General features: G+C 68.2%; 18 protein-coding genes and 1 tRNA gene. 4 read left to right on the top strand and 15 right to left on the bottom strand.

The genetic code is table 11. The features are described 5' to 3' along the window. Positions 1–6: 6 nt before the first annotated feature. From D0Z60_RS03035 to phaR, 5 genes are all read right to left on the bottom strand, one after another. The gene (locus D0Z60_RS03035) at positions 7–390 is read right to left on the bottom strand and encodes a GFA family protein (RefSeq protein ID WP_118856889.1); all 384 of its coding nucleotides are present in this window, start codon (positions 388–390) and stop codon (positions 7–9) included. Then, positions 387–2,210, bottom strand: a complete 1,824-nt coding sequence (glmS, locus tag D0Z60_RS03030) for a glutamine--fructose-6-phosphate transaminase (isomerizing) (RefSeq protein WP_118856888.1) — start codon at positions 2,208–2,210, stop codon at positions 387–389. Before glmS ends, D0Z60_RS03035 begins: the two co-directional genes overlap by 4 nt. Continuing rightward, positions 2,211–3,575 carry a bifunctional UDP-N-acetylglucosamine diphosphorylase/glucosamine-1-phosphate N-acetyltransferase GlmU gene (gene glmU / locus D0Z60_RS03025; protein WP_118856887.1) on the bottom strand — a complete coding sequence of 455 codons (1,365 nt, stop codon included), beginning with the start codon at positions 3,573–3,575 and terminating at the stop codon, positions 2,211–2,213. A 55-nt stretch (positions 3,576–3,630) separates the two neighbouring features. After that, a complete protein-coding gene (locus D0Z60_RS03020) occupies positions 3,631–4,209 on the bottom strand; it encodes a hypothetical protein (protein WP_118856886.1) in 579 nt (192 codons plus the stop codon). A gap of 481 nt (positions 4,210–4,690) precedes the next feature. Further along, positions 4,691–5,230, bottom strand: a complete 540-nt coding sequence (phaR, locus tag D0Z60_RS03015; RefSeq protein ID WP_118856885.1) for a polyhydroxyalkanoate synthesis repressor PhaR — start codon at positions 5,228–5,230, stop codon at positions 4,691–4,693. Between the two features lie 125 nt (positions 5,231–5,355). On the opposite strand from phaR, the gene D0Z60_RS03010 reads away from it, so the two are divergent. From D0Z60_RS03010 to D0Z60_RS02995, 4 genes are all read left to right on the top strand, one after another. Further along, positions 5,356–5,432 (top strand) — tRNA-Arg (locus D0Z60_RS03010). Between the two features lie 35 nt (positions 5,433–5,467). Continuing rightward, positions 5,468–6,964 carry a sensor histidine kinase gene (locus D0Z60_RS03005; protein WP_118856884.1) on the top strand — a complete coding sequence of 499 codons (1,497 nt, stop codon included), beginning with the start codon at positions 5,468–5,470 and terminating at the stop codon, positions 6,962–6,964. After that, positions 6,964–7,407 carry a response regulator gene (locus D0Z60_RS03000; RefSeq protein ID WP_118856883.1) on the top strand — a complete coding sequence of 148 codons (444 nt, stop codon included), beginning with the start codon at positions 6,964–6,966 and terminating at the stop codon, positions 7,405–7,407. The genes D0Z60_RS03005 and D0Z60_RS03000 overlap by 1 nt, the downstream gene beginning before the upstream one ends. Then, entirely contained in the window at positions 7,404–8,435 is a 1,032-nt protein-coding gene (locus D0Z60_RS02995) for a response regulator (RefSeq protein ID WP_118856882.1), read from the top strand. The genes D0Z60_RS03000 and D0Z60_RS02995 overlap by 4 nt, the downstream gene beginning before the upstream one ends. Here the strand turns inward: D0Z60_RS02995 and D0Z60_RS02990 are convergent, their stop codons facing one another. The 10 genes from D0Z60_RS02990 to D0Z60_RS02945 form a co-directional block, all read right to left on the bottom strand. Next, complete coding sequence (locus D0Z60_RS02990; RefSeq protein WP_162888049.1) at positions 8,436–8,936, bottom strand: hypothetical protein; 501 nt, start codon at positions 8,934–8,936, stop codon at positions 8,436–8,438. Further along, positions 8,933–10,132, bottom strand: a complete 1,200-nt coding sequence (locus D0Z60_RS02985) for a dihydrolipoamide acetyltransferase family protein (RefSeq protein ID WP_240325517.1) — start codon at positions 10,130–10,132, stop codon at positions 8,933–8,935. The genes D0Z60_RS02990 and D0Z60_RS02985 overlap by 4 nt, the downstream gene beginning before the upstream one ends. Before the next feature lie 2 nt (positions 10,133–10,134). After that, complete coding sequence (locus D0Z60_RS02980) at positions 10,135–12,174, bottom strand: alpha-ketoacid dehydrogenase subunit alpha/beta (protein WP_205421028.1); 2,040 nt, start codon at positions 12,172–12,174, stop codon at positions 10,135–10,137. Positions 12,175–12,179: 5 nt separating this feature from the next. Further along, a complete protein-coding gene (locus D0Z60_RS02975; RefSeq protein ID WP_240325516.1) occupies positions 12,180–13,370 on the bottom strand; it encodes an aromatic amino acid transaminase in 1,191 nt (396 codons plus the stop codon). A gap of 235 nt (positions 13,371–13,605) precedes the next feature. Beyond that, positions 13,606–14,679 (bottom strand): 1,2-phenylacetyl-CoA epoxidase subunit PaaE, encoded by a 1,074-nt coding sequence (paaE, locus tag D0Z60_RS02970; protein ID WP_118856879.1) that lies wholly within the window; start codon positions 14,677–14,679, stop codon positions 13,606–13,608. Continuing rightward, positions 14,679–15,161, bottom strand: coding sequence for a VOC family protein (locus D0Z60_RS02965; RefSeq protein WP_118856878.1), 483 nt, complete (start codon positions 15,159–15,161; stop codon positions 14,679–14,681). Before D0Z60_RS02965 ends, paaE begins: the two co-directional genes overlap by 1 nt. Continuing rightward, entirely contained in the window at positions 15,155–15,994 is an 840-nt protein-coding gene (paaC, locus tag D0Z60_RS02960) for a 1,2-phenylacetyl-CoA epoxidase subunit PaaC (RefSeq protein ID WP_118856877.1), read from the bottom strand. The genes D0Z60_RS02965 and paaC overlap by 7 nt, the downstream gene beginning before the upstream one ends. 3 nt (positions 15,995–15,997) lie before the next feature. Then, positions 15,998–16,300 (bottom strand): 1,2-phenylacetyl-CoA epoxidase subunit PaaB, encoded by a 303-nt coding sequence (gene paaB, locus D0Z60_RS02955; RefSeq protein ID WP_118856876.1) that lies wholly within the window; start codon positions 16,298–16,300, stop codon positions 15,998–16,000. After that, on the bottom strand, positions 16,297–17,280 hold the full coding sequence (gene paaA, locus D0Z60_RS02950) for a 1,2-phenylacetyl-CoA epoxidase subunit PaaA (protein ID WP_118856875.1): 984 nt from the start codon (positions 17,278–17,280) through the stop codon (positions 16,297–16,299). The genes paaB and paaA overlap by 4 nt, the downstream gene beginning before the upstream one ends. A gap of 63 nt (positions 17,281–17,343) precedes the next feature. Then, complete coding sequence (locus tag D0Z60_RS02945; protein WP_162888048.1) at positions 17,344–19,242, bottom strand: tetratricopeptide repeat protein; 1,899 nt, start codon at positions 19,240–19,242, stop codon at positions 17,344–17,346. Positions 19,243–19,294: the final 52 nt, after the last annotated feature.

Genomic DNA, 19,294 nt, shown 5'->3' with positions numbered 1-19,294 from the left:
TCCGCCCTAGCCAGCGCCCTCTCCCGCGTCGAGCGCCGCCTTGGCCTGCTCCCAATTGCGGCCGTCAAAATCGGTCACGTCGAGCGCGACCGGTGCATCCAGGCAATTGGCATTGACGCTCCACGCGTCGGGGTGGCTGCGCGGCTGGTAGAAGCTCTTGATGCCGCACACGCTGCAGAAGAGATGGTCTGCGCCGCCGGTGCCGAAGCGGTAGCTGGTGAGCCGGTCCGCGCCGCTTTCGAGCACAAAGTCTCCGTGCGACACGATGATGTGCAAGAAGCCGGTCGCTGCGCAGATCGAACAATTGCAGGACAGCGCCTTCACCGGCGCGTCGGGCAGCTGGCAGCGGAAGCGCACCGTCCGGCAGTGGCAGCCGCCGCGCGCGATCACTCGACCGTCACACTCTTCGCCAGATTGCGCGGCTGGTCGACATCGGTGCCCTTGGCGACTGCGACATGATAGGCGAGCAATTGCACCGGCACGGCATAGACGAGCGGCGCGATGAGCGGGTGGACTTCGGGCATGACGATCGTCGCCATGCACCCCTCGCCCGCCTCGGCGATGCCGTGCTCGTCGGACACCAGGATGATCCGCCCGCCGCGTGCGCGCACCTCCTGCATGTTGCTGACAGTCTTCTCGAACAGCGGCCCCGACGGCGCGATGACGATCACCGGCACGAGATCGTCGATCAGCGCGATCGGGCCGTGCTTCATTTCGCCGGCGGCATAGCCTTCGGCGTGGATGTAGCTGATCTCCTTGAGCTTGAGAGCGCCCTCGAGCGCCATCGGATAGTCCGGACCGCGGCCGAGATAGAGCACGTCGCGCGCCGGCGCGACGAGCGGCGCTAGCGCAGCGATGGCTTCGTCCTGCTTCAGGGCTTCGCTGATCGCTTCGGGCGCCTCGCGGAGATGCTCGACGATGTCGCGCTCCTCGGCCTCGCTGAGGCGGCCTTTGGCGCGCGCGAAGTTGGCGGCGAGCGCGGCGAGCACAGCCAGCTGGCAGGTGAACGCCTTGGTCGAAGCGACCCCGATCTCCGGCCCGGCGTGGGTCGGCAGCAGCAGGTCCGCTTCGCGGGCCATCGAGCTGGTCGGCACGTTGCACACCACCGCGACGACCTGGCCCTCGGAGCGCGCATGGCGCAACGCGGCGAGCGTGTCGGCGGTCTCGCCCGACTGGCTGATGAAGAGAGCCAGGCCGCCCGGTTCGAGCACCGGCTGACGGTAGCGAAATTCGCTCGCCACATCGATGTCGACTGGAACGCGCGCAAATTGCTCGAACCAATATTTGGCAACCATTCCGGCGTAGAAGCTGGTGCCGCACGCGACGATCGTGACGCGGTTGACGGCGCTCAAGTCGAACTCGATGTCGGGCAATGCGACCCGCCCTTCGAGCGTGCGCAAATAGCTCTGCAGAGTCTGCGCGACGACCACCGGCTGCTCGTTGATCTCCTTGAGCATGAAGTGCCGGTAATTGCCCTTTTCGATTCGCTGTGCCGACGCGCCGCTTTCGACGATGTCGCGTTCGACCGGCGCGTTGGAGCGGTCGAAGATGGCGATGCGATCGCGCGTCACCACCGCCCAGTCGCCTTCCTCGAGATAGGCGATGCGCTGGGTCAGCGGCGCGAGCGCGAGTGCGTCCGAGCCGAGGTAATTCTCGCCGTCGCCATAGCCGACCGTCAGCGGCGCACCCATGCGCGCGCCGATCACCGTGTCGGGATGGTCCTTGAACAGGAAAGCGATGGCGAACGCGCCATGCAGGCGCGGCAGGACGGTCGCGACCGCCTGTTGCGGCGAGGCGCCGCCCTCGACCTCGCGCGCAACGAGGTGGGCGACCACTTCGCTGTCGGTTTCGCTAAGGAAGGTGCGGCCATCGGCGATCAGCTCGTCGCGCAGCGGCTTGAAATTCTCGATGATGCCGTTGTGGACCAGCGCCACCGGCCCGGCGATGTGGGGGTGCGCATTGTCGACGGTCGGTGCGCCGTGGGTCGCCCAGCGCGTGTGGGCGATGCCGACATCGCCGGCGAGTGGATCGGCATCGAGCTCCCGCTTGAGATTGTCGAGCTTGCCTTCCGCCCGGCGACGCTCGAAGTCCCCGCCGCCGACGGTGCAGATGCCGGCGCTGTCGTAGCCGCGGTATTCGAGCCGCTTGAGGCCGTCGAATAGGCGCTGCGCCACCGCCTCGCGGCCGACGATCCCGACAATCCCGCACATCTACTTGACGCCCTTCTTGATCTTCTGCCGCTCGCGAAAGCGCGACGCCCAGCCCTTCATTCCGCGCTGTTCGCCGCGCGCCACCGCCAGCTCGTCCGCTGCGACATCCTTGGTGACGACCGATCCCGCGCCGACGATCGCGCCGTCGCCGATCGTTATCGGCGCGACCAGCGCGCTGTTGGAACCGATGAACGCTCCTGCGCCGATGCGGGTCGGATATTTGAAGAAGCCGTCGTAATTGCAGGTGATCGTACCGGCGCCGATATTGGCCTTGGCGCCGATCTCGCTGTCGCCGAGATACGTCAGATGGTTGGCTTTAGCGCCAGCCCCAAGGCGAGCCTTCTTGGTCTCGACGAAATTGCCGATCTTGGCGCCGGTTTCGAGCACCGTTCCGGGCCGCAGCCGGGCGAACGGCCCAACTTCGCAGCCGGTGGCGATGGTCGCGCCTTCAATATGGCTAAACGCGCGGATGACGGCGCCGTCGGCGATCCGGACGCCAGGTCCGAATACCACGTGCGGCTCGATCGTGCAGTCGCGGCCGAGCTCGGTATCGGCGCTGAACCAGACGCTTTCCGGATCGATCAGCGTGGCGCCCTGCTCGAGCGCTTCCCACCGCCGGCGGCGCTGCCAGTCGAGCTCTAGCGCGGCAAGCTCGGCGCGACTGTTCACCCCGGCGGTCTCGAACGGCTCGCCCTCGATCGCCACCGGGTGCCGGCCCTCTTCGTGGGCGACGTTGACTACGTCGGGTAGGTAATATTCGCCGGCCGCGTTGGCGTTGCCGATTTTGGCGAGCCACTGGAACAGCTCGCCGCTGCGCGCCGCGAGCATACCCGAATTGCAGAGGCGGACCGCGCGCTCCTCGGGCGAGGCATCCTTATACTCGACCATCCGCGCAATGCGGTCGCCGCCGTCCTCGAGGATCACGCGGCCATATTGCTTGGCGTCGTCGGGCGAGCTTGCGAGCACGACGATGCCCGGATCGTCCGCCTCGCCGAGCCGTTCAAGCATCCGCTCGAGCGTCGCTCGCGTGACGAACGGGGTGTCGCCGAAGGTGACCAGCACGGGGCCGTCGAAGCCGGCCAGCGCTGCCTCGGCCATGCGCACCGCGTGGCCAGTGCCCTTCTGCTCGGCTTGGAGCGCGGTCGTGACTCCGGCCCGGCCCGCGAGCGCCGCCTCGACCTGCTCGCGCCCCTTGCCGAGCACCACCACCACCCGCTCGGCGCCCATCTCGGCGACCGTGTCGAGCAGATGGGCGAGCATCGGCTTCCCGGCGATCGGGTGGAGCACTTTGTGGATGTCGGAGCGCATGCGCGTGCCCTGGCCGGCGGCCAGCACGACGACACAAAATTTGGGCGGCGAGGTCATCGCCGCCCATTGGCATGGAGCATCGGCTTATTCCAGAGCGCCGCGGCGCGCGGTGCTAGCTGTTCGAACCGCCGGTGCCCGACCCGCCCGAACCGCCGCTGCGGCCAGTCCCGCCGGACTTGCGGGTCGAGCCCGACTTGCGGGTGGTCGAGGTTTTGCGCGCCGTGGTCGAACGCTTGGCGGTGCTCGCCTTGCGGGTCGCAGCGGCCTTGGTGCCGGTGGCCTTGCGCGCCGGGGACTTGCGCGCCGATCCGCTCGACGACCGCGACGTCGACGACTTGGCGCGCGTGGCGGTCGAGCGCGAGCCCGACGACGACGAGCCGCCGTCATCGTCCATCGACCATTTGCCGCTGAGCACGCGCTGGGCGGCGTCGGCGACCGCCTCGGCGATCAGCGTGCCGAGCTTCGAGGCGTTGTTCATCATCGTGGTGGCGGCGCTGCTGGCGCTGTCGGCGGCGTCGAGGCCCGCGTCGCGGATCGCCTTGCGCGCCTTGGGGCTGGCGGCGATTGCGGCGGCCGCGGCGGTGAGTCCGGCGGCGAGCATCTCGCGGCTCATCGCTGCCTTGGCGATCTTGTCGATGGTGGTCTTGTTGCTGCTGGAACTGGAGCTGCCCTTGGACGTCGATTTGGCCATCACGAAACCTCCCTGTTACATCCCTGGCGGAACAGACGGTCCAGCCGCGGAACGGTTCCGAAATAACCACAAATCGCGGGCAAAAGTAAGGGAGCCGCGGCACCACACCGCGGCTCCCGAAACATGGTCAGCGATCGGATCTCAGCCCGGACAACTTCCGGACGGCTGGTTAGGCCATCGCTCTCCGAGCGAGCTGTGCCGACCTCTTAGCTGAACCATGAGACATCGGATCACCTCCTTTCGCTGCATTATTGCCAACCGCAAGATGTTGTGGTCGCGACCCACAAACAAGACTTGTAATGGATTTTTTTGCGAGTAGCTTATTGCCCTTCGCGCCCCCCGCTAGCTTCGCGAATTTCACGCAGGAACGGCCTTTTCGGGGACCTGATCGCGAAGTTAGCGCAAGTGGGTGATTTCGGGCGGATCCGGGGCTTCGCCATGACGCCGACCATACACCCGCGCCGCAGCTGTAGGACAGCGATTACTTCGCCAGCTTGTCGACCTTGGCCTGGAGCTCGGCGAGCTGGGCCTTGAGGGCGGCGACCTCGGCGCTGTCGCCCGCGGGCGCGGCGGCCTTGGTGCCGGCGGTGAAGGCGCGGCCGGCTTCCTGGAACATCGCCATGTTGCGCTTGGCGAGATCGGCGAAGCCGGACGGCGTGAACACGCCCGCCATTGCCTTCTGGTTCTGTTCGAACGCTTCCATCGCCGCCTCGAGATATTGCGGCACCTGGGCCTCCAGCTTGCCGCCGTACATGCCGATCAACTGGCGCAGGAAATTGACCGGCAGCATGGTCTGTCCGCGCGCTTCCTCGTCGACGATGATCTGGGTCAGGATCTGGTGGGTGATGTCCTCGCCGGTCTTGGCGTCGACGACCTCGAAATCGCGGCCGTCGCGGATCATCCCGGCGAGCTTGTCGAGCGTGATGTAGGACGAGCTTTCGGTGTCGTAGAGCCGCCGGTTGGCGTATTTCTTGATCGTCACCTTGTCGGCCGACGTCGAGCCTGCGGCACCCTTGGCCATGACGCTTCACACTCCTGATCGCTGGAAAGGCGCATTCTAGCACCGTGCCATGCCGCGCCGCAACAAAGCCGGCGAAGCGGCCACGCTTGCGGCCAATCGGCACCCAAGCTAAGCGGCTCGCCCAGGCACCCGTAGCTCAGCTGGATAGAGCGCTGCCCTCCGAAGGCAGAGGTCACAGGTTCGAATCCTGTCGGGTGCGCCAGTCGCCGCTGTAGGCCGGCGGCACGAGGAGCGTCCTTGCCGATCCAGCCCAAGCGCGAAAGCCGGATCAACCGCCTCGGCATTGCCGGGCTGGTGACCAGCTTTGCGCTGCTGATCGTCGCCTTCGCTTTCGTCCTTTACGGCTTTTCCGCCAATCGCCGCGCAAGCGAGCAGATCGTCGCCACCTACGACGTCAAAGACATCGTGTCGGAGGCCGGGCGCGATCTCGAGCGGGCCGAGGCGGCGCGGCGCGGCTATCTGCTCGACCCGGCGCCGTTCCGGTTGCGCACCTTCCGCGAGACGACCCAGCGGCTGCTGCCCGGGCTCGATCAGGTGCGCTTCCGCACCGGCCACGACCCGGTGCAGCAGGTCCGCGCCGAGAAGCTGAAGGCGCTAGTTATCGAGCACATCGCGTCGATGAATACGTCGATTGAACTGGTTCGATCGGGCCGCGCCGAGGAGGCGCGCCGCCAGTTCGACGTGTCGGGCGACAGCGCGCGAATCCGGGTCATCCGGTCGCTCGCCGACGGCATCGAGGAAAGCGAGGAGGAGCGGCTGACCCGGCTGCTGTCGAGCGAGCGCGCGACGGTCGGGTGGACCCAGTGGCTGCTTGCCGGAGTCGGGCTCGCGCTGATCATCGCCACGCTCGGAACGATGAGCATGCTGCGCCGCTTCACGCGCGACCTCCTGGCCAGCCAGGCGCGGCTCAATTTACTCAACACCAACCTCGAGGGCGCGGTCGCCGAGCGGACCGCCGACTTGAGGCGCGCCAACGACGAGATCCAGCGCTTCGCCTACATCGTCAGCCACGACCTGCGCTCGCCGCTGGTCAATGTCATGGGCTTCACCTCCGAGTTGGAGAGCGCGGGCAAGGCGATCACGCGGCTGATCGACAAGCTCGATTCCGAACAGCCCGGGCTGGTCGACGAGCCGGCGCGGCTGGCGGCGCGCGAGGACCTGCCCGAAGCGCTCGGCTTCATCCGCGCCGCGACCGAGAAGATGGACCGGCTGATCAACGCCATTCTCACCCTCTCGCGCCAGGGCCGCCGGGTGCTGACCCCGGAGCGGCTGGAAATGAATGCGCTGATCGGCGAGATCGTGTCGGGCAGCCTGGCGACCCAGGCCGAGGCGCGCGGCGCCACGATCACCATCGACGGCACCCTGCCCGACCTCAACCACGACCGGCTGGCGGTCGAGCAGGTGTTCCAGAATCTGCTCGAGAACGCGACCAAATACGGCCGCCCCGGAGTGCCCAATAAGGTGGTCGTCAGCGGTCGCAGCCAGGGTCCGCGGGCGATCTTCGAGGTCGCCGACACCGGCCGCGGGATTCCGCCCGAGGATCATGAGCGGGTATTCGAACTGTTCCGCCGCTCCGGCGCCCAAGACCAGCCCGGCGAGGGCATCGGCCTTGCCCACGTCCGGGCGCTTGCCTATCGCCTTGGCGGGACCATATCGTTGCGCTCGACGCCCGGCGAGGGCGCGACATTCATCGTCGACCTGCCGGCGACTTACGACACCGAGGGGGACAGCTGATGAGCGCTTCGCAACCGGTCAACATCGTCATGATCGAGGACGACGAGGGCCATGCCCGGCTGATCGAGAAGAACATCCGCCGCGCCGGGATCAACAACCCGCTGCGCCATTTCCTCGACGGCACCAGCGGGCTCAACTTCCTGTTCGACGACCCCGAGGGCCCGCTCGCCAACGGCCCGGCGCTGGTGCTGCTCGACCTCAATTTGCCCGACATGAGCGGGACCGAGATCCTGTCGCGGATCAAGAGCGACGAGAAGTTGCACCGAATCCCGGTGGTGATCCTGACCACCACCGACGACAAGACCGAGATCCAGCGCTGCTACGACCTGGGCTGCAACGTCTACATCACCAAGCCGGTCAACTACGAGAATTTCGCCGACGCCATCCGCCAGCTCGGCCTGTTCCTGTCGGTCATCCAACTGCCCGATCGCGAGGGTCCGTGAACCGGTCGCGGCGGATTTTGTACATCGATGACGATGCCGGGACCCGGCGGCTGGTCGAGAAACTGCTCGAGCGGCGCGGCCATGACGTGGTGTCGTGCGACAGCGGCCAGGCGGGCATTGCCGAAGCGACCAAAGGCGGCTTCGACCTCATCGCCGTCGACCATTACATGCCCGGCATGGACGGGCTGGCGACGCTCAACGCGCTGAACCAGCTGCCGGACTGCCCGCCGGTGGTCTATGTCACCGGCTCCGAAGAGAGCGCGGTGGCGGTGGCGGCGCTGAAGGCCGGGGCCGCCGATTATGTCGTCAAATCGGTCGGGGGCGATTTCGTCGACCTGCTCGAGCAGGCGTTTGCGGGCGCACTCGCGACGGCGAGCCTGAAGCGCGACAAGGAACAGGCCGAGGCCGATCTGCTGGCCGCCAACCAGCGGCTCGAAGCGCTGCTGCGCGAGGTCAATCACCGAGTCGCCAACTCGCTGCAGCTGGTGACGACGATGGTCGCGATGCAGGCGCGGCTGCTGAGCGACGACGCCGCCAAGACCGCGCTCAGCGACACCGAGCGGCGAATCCAGGCGATCGCCCAGGTCCACCGCAAGCTCTATACCTCGGGCGATGTCGAGAGCGTCGCGATGAACGAATATCTCGCCGCGCTGGTCGACGAGCTGCAGGCGACCTGGTCGACCCCGGTCGGTCCGCGCACCATCACGCTCGAGGCCGAGGCGCTCCGGCTGCACACCGACAAGGCGGTGTCGCTGGGCGTGATCGTCACCGAGCTGGTCACCAACGCCTGCAAATATGCCTATCCGGAGAACCAGAGCGGCGAAGTGCGGATCCGCTTCGCGCGGGCCGACGACGAGCGCTTCCAGCTCGAGGTCGAGGACGACGGTTGCGGTCTCACCGACGAGGGGCCGAAGGGCACCGGGCTCGGCTCCAAGCTGATCAGCGCGATGGCGCACAGCCTGTCGAGCAAGCTCGACTACGATCGCGCCCACGACGGCTGCCGAGCGGTGCTGGTGGCGCCGTTGTAGTCAGTCCGGGCGGGCGACCGGAAGCATCCGGAACACCTGGACGACGAACACCACGATCGCGGTGGTAAGGCACCACAGCACGCCGGCGACGTAGAATGGCGCCGGGGGGTGGCCGGTCAGCACCGCGCCGACGATCAGCGCTCCGAGCAGGGCCTGGGCGACGAGCATCGACCAGTAGAGCGCGGGCTTGAGCGGCTTGAGGCCGCGGCGGCGCATCCACAACGGGCTCTGCACCAGCCAGACGGCGAGGAAAGCGCCGAGCAACAGCGTCATCGCCGCGAGCCACGGATCGGGGTCGTCGACCAGCCACAGCGGCAAGGGGAGCAAGGCAAAGCCGAGCGCGCCGACGCTGAAGATGAGCAGGATGCGCACGTTGCTGACGTCGTTGGGCATGAGATCGTCGCTGCTCGAGCGGAAGGCGGTCATCAGGCCGCTGAAGCCGACCATTGCCGCAGCGACCGAGGCGAGGATCGCGAGCACGGCGAGCAGGTCGCCGCTCACCGGCGCTCCCACGGCCCTTCGATGCGCTCGACGAAGCGGGTCAGCCAGGCGTTGGTCTGATGGCCGTCGACGACTCGGTGGTCGATGGTCAGCGTGACATAAGCCATCGGCCGCACGAGGAGCGCGTCCTGGCCGGCGATCTCGCGCACGACGACGCGTTTCTCGAGCTTGCCGATGCCGAGGATCGCGGCCTGGCCCTGGTGGAGGATGATCGGCGCGGCGAGCAGGCTGCCCGACACGCCGTGATTGGAGATGGTGAAGCTGCCGCCCGAGACATCGGCGGCGGTGAGCTTGCCGGCGCGGGCGCGCCGGGTGAGGTCGTCGAGTCTCGCGCCGATCTGCTCTAGAGTGAGTACGCCGGCGTCCTTGACCACCGGCACCACCAGCCCCTTGTCGCCGAGCGCGGTGCCGACGCCGATGTCGATGGTCGGTGCAATCGCGATCCGGTCGTCGTGCCAGCGGCCGTTGATGGCGGGCGCGGCGGCCATCGCCTCGGCGGCGGCGTGCACGATGAAGGCGGTGTAGCTGAGTTTGACGCCCTGCGCCGCGAGCGCCGCCTTGTGCGCCGCGACGGCGCTGAAATCGGCCTCGAACACGGCGGTGACGTGGGGCGCATCGGCGACCGCGCGGGCCATGTTCTCGGCGATCTTGAGTCGCATCCGGTCGTGGGGGATGTCGCCGGCCTCGAACTGCCGCGGCTGGGCGGTGGCCGGCGGGCCGTCGTGCGTGACGGTGACGGTGACGGCGGCCACCGCGCGGTCGACGTCCTCGCGGGTGATGCGGCCATTGCGGCCAGTGCCGGCGAGCCGGGCGGGGTCGAGGTTGTGCTGGAGCAAGGCGCGCTTGACCGAGGGGGAGAGCCTAGTCTCCGCGCCCCCGTTCGTCCCGAGAGGGGTCGACGGACGGCCCCGCGGCTCTGGACGTGGCTCGCCTTCGCTCGACGCGACCGGCTGGGAAGATCGTTCGCCTTCGCTGATCCGTCCCAGCAGCGCGCCGGGGACCGCGTCGGAGTCCGTGTCGAGGAGGATCTCGGCGAGCACTCCGGCGGCGGGCGAAGGGACTTCCTGGGTGACCTTGTCGGTTTCGAGCTCGACCAAAGGATCGTTGAGCGCGACCGGATCGCCGACCTGCTTGAGCCAGGCGCGGACGACGGCCTTGGTGCCTTCCTGCTCGTTGGGTACGCGGATCTCGATCATCGTCAGAAGCCGACCAGCCGGTCGATCTCGGCGCGGATGCGCTCGACCGATGGAACCGCCCATTCGAGCAGGCTTGGGTGATGCGGGCTGGGGATGTCGGGCATGGCGACTCGGGCGACGGGGGCGTCGAGGTCGAGGAAGGCCTCGTCGGCGACCACCGCGGCGATCTCGGCGCCGAAGCCGCCGGTGCGCAGGTCCTCGTGGACGACGAGGCAGCGGCGGGTCTTGCGGACCGAATCGAGGGCCATCTCCGAATCCCACGGCTTGAGGGTGCGGAGGTCGATGATGTCGGCCGAAATGGACTGAGCAGCGGTTTCACAGCGCGGCACCATCGCACCCCAGGTGACGATGGTTAAGTCCTTGCCCTCCCTGACTTTTTTGCCCTTTCCGAAGGGCACGACGAAATCGTCGCCGGGCCATGGCCGGCGCGCCCAGCTGTCGTCGAGCATGGCGCGGTGTTCGAAGAAGATGACGGGGTCGTGGCCGCGCAGGGATGAGCGCAGCAGGCCGACCGCATCCTCGGCGTTGGACGGGACCGCGACCTTCCAGCCGGGCGAGTGGACGAATTGCACCTCGTTGGTCTGGCTGTGCCACGGATCGCCGCACTTGAAGAAGCCGCCGGGGATGCGCAGCACGATCGGCGCGGCGAAGCGGTTGGCGGTGCGCCAGCGCATGGTCCCGCAGTCGGCGATCTGCTCGGTCGCCGGCTCGGCATATTTGCGGAACTGAATTTCGGGGACGGGCAGCAGGCCGGCGAGCGCCATGCCGACGGCGCGGCCGACGATGCCTTCCTCGTTCAAGGAGGTGTCGAACACCCGCTCGCGGCCGAACTTGTCCTGAAGGCCGAGGGTGACGGCGTGGACCCCGCCCTTGGGGCCGACATCCTCACCGAACACCAGCATCTTGGGGTTGGCGGCAAGCTCCTGGTCGAGCACTCGGCGGATGGCGGTGACCATGTTGATCCGCTGGCCGTCGGGCGAGGCGACCTCGGTGGTGCCGTCGAGCGACAGCCCTGCCCCGCCGCCGACGCGTGCGGGCGCGCCGTCGAAGAACACATGGTCGGTGACCCGGTCGGGCGACGACACCCCGCGCGCCTCGGCGGCGTTGCGCGCGGCGGCGACGTCGGCCTCGACCGACGCGGCCAGCCGCTCCCAGTCGAGATTGTGGCTGAAGCGTTGGAGCTTGGGCAAAGGATCGCGCGCCCACTCGGCGGCGATCTCGTCCGCCGACTTGTAGCTCTGCGTGTCCTGCGCGCTGTGGCCCTCCAGTCGCGGCACGGTCAGGCGGATCAACGCCGGGCCTTGTCGTGAACGGACGTGGCCGACCGCCTCGCCGATCATCCGCGCCGCCTGGGCCGGATCGGTGCCGTCGCCATTCCAGATGGTGAGGCCCGAGAAGCTCGCGAGATTGGCGGCGATGTCGCGGCCCGGGGTCTGGTAATCGGACGTCACCGAGATGCCGTAGCCATTGTCCTCGATGTAAAATAGCATCGGCAATTTTTGCGTGGTCGCAATGGTTAACGCCGACCAAAATCCACCGGTGGCGCAGCTTGCGTCGCCGCCGAGCACGACCGCGATCGCGCCGTCGTCGGCCTCGCCGAGGACGGCGGCCTTGTAGGCGATGGCCTGCGCCCAGCCGGCCCCAGGGGTGTACTGGGCCCCCACCCCGCCGCACATCGGCAGCGCGTGGGCGCCGCCGGGATTGGGGTAGTTGAACACCACGCCGATATCGCGGCCGTCGCTGTAACCGCCGGCGCGGCCCATGCCCGAGCCGAGCGCGTCGGCGATGTCGACGCCGAGCGCGAGCAGCATCGGGCGCGAACGATAATAGCCGCAGGCGGCATCGCCGTCGCGCAAGTGAAGCCCGAGGATAACCTGCGCCATGTCATGACCGCGCGCCGAGAATTGATAGAGCACCTTCTTCTCGGGGACGAGGATGGTTTCCTCGAGCTCGTCGAGCGCGCGGCTGGTGAGCACCAGCCGGGCGACCTCCTCCCAGTCTAGGTCGGCGGCGGCGGTCGGTTGGTCGGGACGCTCGGCCAAGAGGTTTACCCGAGCACGCCGACGATCGCGGCGGTGAAGCGGTCGACCGCCTCGTCGGCCAGTCCGAGCACGTTGAAGCGGCCGCTGTCGGCCATGTAGATCGCATGATCGTCGCGCAGGCGGCGGACCTGGTCGCGGGTCAGCGGGAGCATCGAGAACATGCCCTTCTGGTCGGCAATATAGGCCAGCGCCGGGTGCGCCGCAGCGATCTGTGCGCGCACCGCCTGGATTCGGCCGCGCATCTCGCCGAGCTCGGCCAGCCAGTCGGCGCGAAGCTCCGGCTCCTCGAGCACGATGCGCACCGCGGCGGCGCCGTGATCGGGCGGCATCGACCACATTTCTCGCGCGATCTGCAGCACATGCGCCATCGCCCGGGCGGTCGCCTCGGCCGAGCCGGTCTTGACGAACAGGCTTCCGACGCGGTCGCGATAAACTCCGAAATTCTTGTCGCAGCTTTGCGCCACCAGCACTTCGTCGCAGGCGTCGAGAATGCCGCGCAGCCCGGCGGCGTCCTCGTCGAGCCCGTCGCCCAAACCCTGGTAGGCGATGTCGACCACCGGCAGCAGCCGGCGCTCGACAATCAGGCGGGTGACTTCGGCCCATTGCGCGGCGTCGAGGTCGGCGCCGGTCGGATTGTGGCAGCAGCCGTGGAGCAGGACGACGTCGCCGGGACTGGCGGCGGCGAGCGCGGCCAGCATCGCGTCGAAGCGGATGGTGCGCGCGTCGCGGTCGTAATAATCATAAGCCTCGATCGCCAGGCCAACCCCGCCGACGATCGGCTGGTGGTTGGGCCATGTCGGCATTCCGACCAGCACCCGCGCTTTAGGGTTGGCAGCAAAGATCAGCTTGAAGGCGAGGCTGAGCGCGCCGCAGCCGCCGGGGGTCTGCAGGCCGTCGATGCGTTCGTCGCCGGCATGGGGTCCAAGCAGCACTTCACCGATCAACCTGGGGAAGACGTTGTCGCCGCGGCCGCCGAGATAGGATTTGGTCTGCTGACGATCGAGGAGCAGGCGCTCGGCGGCCTTGATCGAGCGCAGGATCGGGGTCGCGCCGCTGCCGTCCTTGTAGACCCCGACTCCGACGTCGATCTTGTGCTCGCGGGTGTCGGCATTGGCGAGCGCGATCAGCGCCAGCAGGCTGTCGCTCTTCATCTCGCCAAGGTCGCACAGTCGCGGATGCGTGGACGTCGTCAGCATGGGTGGCGGCTTAGCGGATGATTTTCGTCTTTGCGAGCGGAGCGACGCAATCCACCAGCGAGGCCGGCGACGGGATTGCCGCGGCGCTGCGCGCCTCGCAGTGACGGTTGGGTGACTGTCTCCATCCTCGTAACCCCAGGGTAGGCTGGGGTCCATGCCTGTGAATTGCTCGTGGCCGCGAGGCATGGGCCCCAGCCTTCGCTGGGGCGACGGTTGAGGGGCAATCCCTTTAGGATCACACGTCGTAGTCGACGGTGACTCCTTCGCTGGTGGGGACGGACTGGCAGGTGAGGACGTAACCTTCGGCGACTTCCTCGTCGGTGAGGCCGTAGTTGGCGGCCATTTCGACGGTGCCGCTGACGAGCTTGGCGCGGCAGGTGGCGCAGACTCCGGCCTTGCACGCGAACGGCGCGGGCATTCCAGCCTTGCGCGCGCTGTCGAGAATGTTGCCGCCGTCGAACGCGATCTGGCGGGTGCGGCCGTCCAAGGTGACGGCGATGGTCTGGCCGGCGGCCTGCTGCTGGACGCGGGCGATCGCCGCCGCTTCGCCGGCCGAGGGGCGGCCGGCAGTGAAGCGCTCGATGTGGATCCGGCCGCGCTCGATCCCGCGCTCGAGCAGCACGCTTTCCGCGGCGTCCATCATCGGCCCGGGGCCGCAGATGAACCAGGCATCGACGGCGCCGGTATCGGGCACCAATTGGTCGACCGCCTCGGCGCAGCGCTGCGCGTCGAGCATGCCGTTGAACAAAGGCACGTCGCCGGCTTCCTCGGCAAGGAAATGGAACAGCTCGAGCCGGCCCATGTAGCGGTCCTTCAGCTCGGCCAGCGCCTCGAGGAAGATGATGCTGCGCGAATCGCGGTTGCCGTAGAACAGGGTGAAGCGGCTGGCGGGCTCGGTCTCGAGCGCGGTTCGGATGAGCGACAGGATCGGGGTGATCCCGCTGCCTCCGGCAATCGCGACATAGCGGCGCGCGTTGCCGGGCGCGAACGGCACGGTGAAGCTGCCGTGCGGCGGCATCACCGCCAGCTTGTCGCCGGGCTTTACGTTGTCGTTGGCCCAGTTGGAGAATGCGCCGCCGGCGATTCGCTTGACGGTGACCTTGAGCGCGCCGTCGGCGGGCGCGATGCACAGCGAGTAATTGCGCCGCACTTCCTCGCCGTCGACGATCCCCATCAGCGTAACGTGCTGGCCGGGCTTGAAGCGGTAGGTCTCGGTGAGCTCGGGCGGGACGGTGAAGCGGATCGACACCGCCTCGTCGGTTTCGGGCACGACCTCGGCGACGGTCAGCGCATGGAAATGCTCGGCCATCAGTCGGCTTTCGTGACCGCCGGATCGACCTCCACCGTTCCGTCGAACGGGCCGGCACTGGTGCCGAATACCTGGATGAGGTTGCCGTCGGGATCGGTCAGCTGGACCGACGCGAGGCCGAGCGCGCGGTCGAAGTGCAGACCCTTCGGCGGGGCGATGCCGGCGGCGCGCCAGGCGGCGAGGCGACGGTCGAAATCGGCGATTTGCACGCCGGCCTTGACGATCCCGAGCACCGCAGTGGCGGGCTTGGCGGTGGCGGGGCGCATCTGCACCAGTTCGACGACGAGATCGGGGCCGGCGAGCACGCGTTGGTCGAAGCGCGGCCGGTCGAAGCGGTTGATCCGCTTGAGCGCGAACGCGGCGGAGTACCATTTTTCCGCGGCGGCGATGTCCGCCGTTTCGATGGCGAGGAAGGCGCGCTCCGCCGCCGTTGCGGGCGTTGCTGCAGCGAGCGCAAGCAAGGCGATCAGCAGCCTCACCATGTCGCGTCCGGATAGGTGCGGGGGAGATATTGCATCGGTGCGAGGAGATGGCCGAGGTGCTCGCTGTGGTGGCCGCGGCGGCCGCCGAGGATCGGGCGCTGGTCGGGCGGGACGGGGAGTTTGGCTTCGGCGAGGACCTCGGCGAGGCAGGCGCGATATTCGCGCTCGAAGCTGCGCGGGTCGGGCACGGTCTGGAGCGCGATCATCTGCTCGAGCACGGCGTCGACCTCGAACAGTTCGGGGATGAAGCGCCAGCACCAGTCGAGGCCGTCGGCCATTCGGCGCGCGCTTTCGGCGGTGCCGTCGCCGAGGCGGATCACCCAGTCGGCGGCGAGCTCGCGGTGATAGGCGACCTCCTTGACCGCCTTGGCGGCGATGGCGCGCAGGAACGGATCGGGGCTTTCGGCGAGCTCACGGTAGAGGATGTGCTGGTAGGTCGAAAACAGCAGCTGGCGGGCCATGGTGCGCGCGAAATCGCCGTTGGGCTGCTCGACCAGCAGGCAGTTGCGGAAGTCGAGCACGTCGCGCTTGAACGCGAGCTCGTCGCCGTCGCCGTTATTGGCCTTTTCAAGGATGTGGGTGGCCTGGCCGATGAGGTCGAGCGCGATGTTGGCGAGGGAGAGATCGACCTCGACCGAGGGGGCGTGTCCGCACCATTCGGAGAGGCGCTGGCCGAGGATGAGAGAGTCGTCGCCGAGGCGCAGCAGATAGTCGTAATAGGCATCCTCGAGCGGGTCGCGCTCGGCGACCGCGGCCTCGTCGAATGCGCCGTGATCGGGCGCGGTCCGGGCGCGCGCCTCGTCCTCGGGGCGGATCGGGGGCAGCGAGGGCATGGCCTAGATGTGCTTCACGTCGTCGGGGATCGTGTAGAAGGTCGGGTGGCGGTAGACCTTGTCCTCGGCGGGGGCGAACAAGGGGCCGGCATCGGCGGGATCGCTGGCGATGATGTCGGTCGACTTGACCACCCACAGGCTGACGCCCTCCATGCGGCGGGTGTAGGTGTCGCGGGCGTGGGCCAAAGCGAGCTTGGCATCGGGCGCGTGGACGCTTCCGGCGTGGCGGTGGGACAGGCCGCCTTTCGAACGCACGAACACTTCCCACAGCGGCCAGTCGTGACCGCCCTCCCCCGGCGCGCTCATGCGGCTTCGCGGGCGGCGCGCTTGGCTTGGTGGGCGGCGGCGGCGTCGCGGACCCAGGCGCCGTCGTCCCACGCCTGGCGGCGGGCGGCGAGACGCTCCTTGGCGACCGGCCCCTCGCCGCGCACCACGGCGTAGAACTCCTCCCAGTCGACCTCGCCGAAATCATAGCCGCCTTTGGCCTCGTTCCAGGCGAGATCGGGGTCGGGCACGGTGAGGCCGATGAACTCGGCCTGGGGGACGGTGATGTCGACGAATTTCTGGCGCAATTCGTCGTTGGTCTCGCGCTTGATCCGCCAGCGCATCGAGCGCTCGGTATTGGGCGAATTGTCGTCGGGCGGGCCGAACATCATGAGGCTGGGCCACCACCAGCGGTTGAACGCGTCCTGCGCCATGCGCCGCTGTTCTGGCGTGCCGCGGGCGAGGACCATCATCGCCTCATAGCCCTGACGCTGGTGGAAGCTCTCCTCCTTGCACACGCGGACCATGGCGCGGGCGTAGGGGCCGTAGCTGGTGCGCTGCAATGGCACCTGGTTCATGATCGCGGCGCCGTCGACCAGCCAGCCGATGGCGGCGATGTCGGCCCAGGTCAGAGTCGGATAGTTGAAGATGGTGCTGTACTTGGCCTTGCCCGAGTGGAGCGCGTCGATCATCTGCTCGCGGCTGGTGCCGAGCGTTTCCGCCGCGCAATAGAGGTAGAGGCCGTGGCCGGCCTCGTCCTGGACCTTGGCGAGCAGGATTGCCTTGCGCCGGAGCGAGGGGGCGCGGGTGATCCAATTGCCCTCGGGCAGCATGCCGACGATCTCGGAATGGGCGTGCTGCGAGATCTGGCGCACGAGGGTCTTGCGATAGGCCTCGGGCATCCAGTCCTTGGGCTCGATGAACTCGTCGGCCGCGACCCGCGCCTCGAACGCGGCGAGCAGCGCCGGATCCTCGGGCGCCTCGATCGGGGCGACGGTCTTGCTAAGCTCGGTGGTGTACATGGCTCTCGTCTAGCGGCTGGCGGGTCGCAACTCAAACGCACGGAAACGATATTTGGTGGCGGCTCAGCCCGCTGCGAACGGCGCGACGGCGGCGAGCACGCGCTGGTCGGTCGGCGAGAGGAACAGCCGGCGGGCCGTGGCGAATTTGGCGCGGGCCTGCTCGCGGTCGTTCTCAGCGGCCAGCGCCATGCCCCAGTCGACGTGCAGGCGGCCCCATTGCGGGGCCAAACCGGCAGCCTGTGCATAGGCCCGCGAGGCCTCGGCGAAGCGGCCGAGCCGGCGCAGCGCATCGCCGCGATATTTGTGGCTGTCGGCGAATTTCGGGCCGAGCTCGACCGCCCGGTCGGCGTGAGCAAGCGCCTCGTCCCAGCGGCGGTTGGCGAGCGCGAGACGGGCCATCGTGACCGACTGCTGAAGCGGATTGGCGCCAGCCCGGAGCGCGCGCGTGTGCCAGCGGCGAGCGCCGGCCAGATCGCCCGAGGCGCCGGCGACCTGGGCGCGCGCGATCAGGCAATTGGCGCAATCGAGCGGAAGCTGGGCGACGACAGCATTCGCCTCGGCGACCTTGCCGCCAAGCGCCAGAGCCAGCGCCAGATTAGGAAGGACGTGCCGCTCGCTTTGCACGGCGGAGAGTTGCGGGGTCTCCGGATTGGTCGTGAGGAAGGCCAGCAGGTCGCGCGCGAGAAACTCGGCGCGCGCATAATCGGCGATCTCGATCGCCTCGTCATATTGCGGATAATTGACTCCGGACGCTCCGGAAAAGCCCGACGCGGTCACGCGGTCGGTGATGGCACCCCTCAGCCGCCGGTTGCCGCGCACGTCGTGAAGCCGAAGCAGGATGGCGGCGCGATTGACGTCGCGATTTTCGCGGACGCCCGGGTAGAGCGGCCCGCTGAGCGCCTCGACCTGCCGAAGCGCGAGGTTGTAATCTCCGTCATTCGCCGGGTCGAAGGCGCGGTTGGCGCGCGATGTGTTGACCCCGATTTCGCTGAGCCCGCCCTTCGGATCGGACCCAAGCTTGCTCGCCGCATTGCAAAGGCGCCTCGCTCTTGCCGGATGCGACAAATGCCCGGCGGCGATGCACCCGTTGAGATAGGCGAGCGGGTTGGACGGATCCTCGTCGATCCCGCGATAGGCCGCGGCCAAGGCGCCGTTGGTGTCGGTGTTGAGCAGCAAGTTGGAGACCTGCGCCCACGCCCAGGCGCGCTCGGCTGGATCGTCATCGGTGGCGATGACATTACGCGCGACCGCCATCGCCTCGGGCGAGCGGCCGGTGAATTCGAGATATTTCGAATAGCGATAGGGCTGGGTCTTGGCGAACACACCCTCGGCGGCCTTGTGCACCATCGCTTCGAGGGTCGAGTCGCCGCCCGCCTGCTCGATGGCCCCTGAGCCGCCGACCCGGACGGTCAGGCGAAGCCCCTGCGGCAATCGATAGACCGCTCCGCCGATGGTCGTCTGCTGGCCCAGTACGCGGCGCAGGAAAGCGTCGAGCTCGCCGATCGACACGCCGGTCTCGGGGATCTGGATCTTGACGTCATTGCCCCAATTGACGGTCATCGTCTCGGGGCTTCGGAAGCTGCGCGCGGTGCGGTCGATCTCCGCGAGCCTGTCGGCCAGCGCCGCGGCCAGAGCCTGGCCGGTCAGTCCGCGGGCGGCAAGATCGGGCGGGACGCTGAGCGCTTCGATGACCAGCCCGCGGTCGCGCCGGGCGTTGGAGATCATCCAGGCGACGCCGACCAGCACGGCGAGCGCCGCCAGCACCAGCGTCGAGCGGAAGGCGATCAGCGCCACCTTGTTGCGATGCTCGAGCCGCTCGGACTTGATTTGCGCGTCGATCAGCCGGCTGTGCTTTTCGAGCAGGGTGCGCGCGGCATCGCCGTCCCCTGCCCGCTCCATCGCCACGTCGAGCGCGTCAGTGGTGGTCGGGGGCTTGCCTCGACCGGTCTTGCTCGCTGCCATCGGACGCGCCCCCCACGCGGCGCCGAGCCTAGCGCATCCAGCGGCGCCGTCC

The organism is Sphingomonas mesophila, assembly GCF_003499275.1.
Lineage (GTDB): Bacteria > Pseudomonadota > Alphaproteobacteria > Sphingomonadales > Sphingomonadaceae > Sphingomicrobium > Sphingomicrobium mesophilum.
The sequence above is the reverse complement of the archived record's forward strand: the minus strand, read 5'-3'. Positions and strand labels throughout refer to the sequence as shown.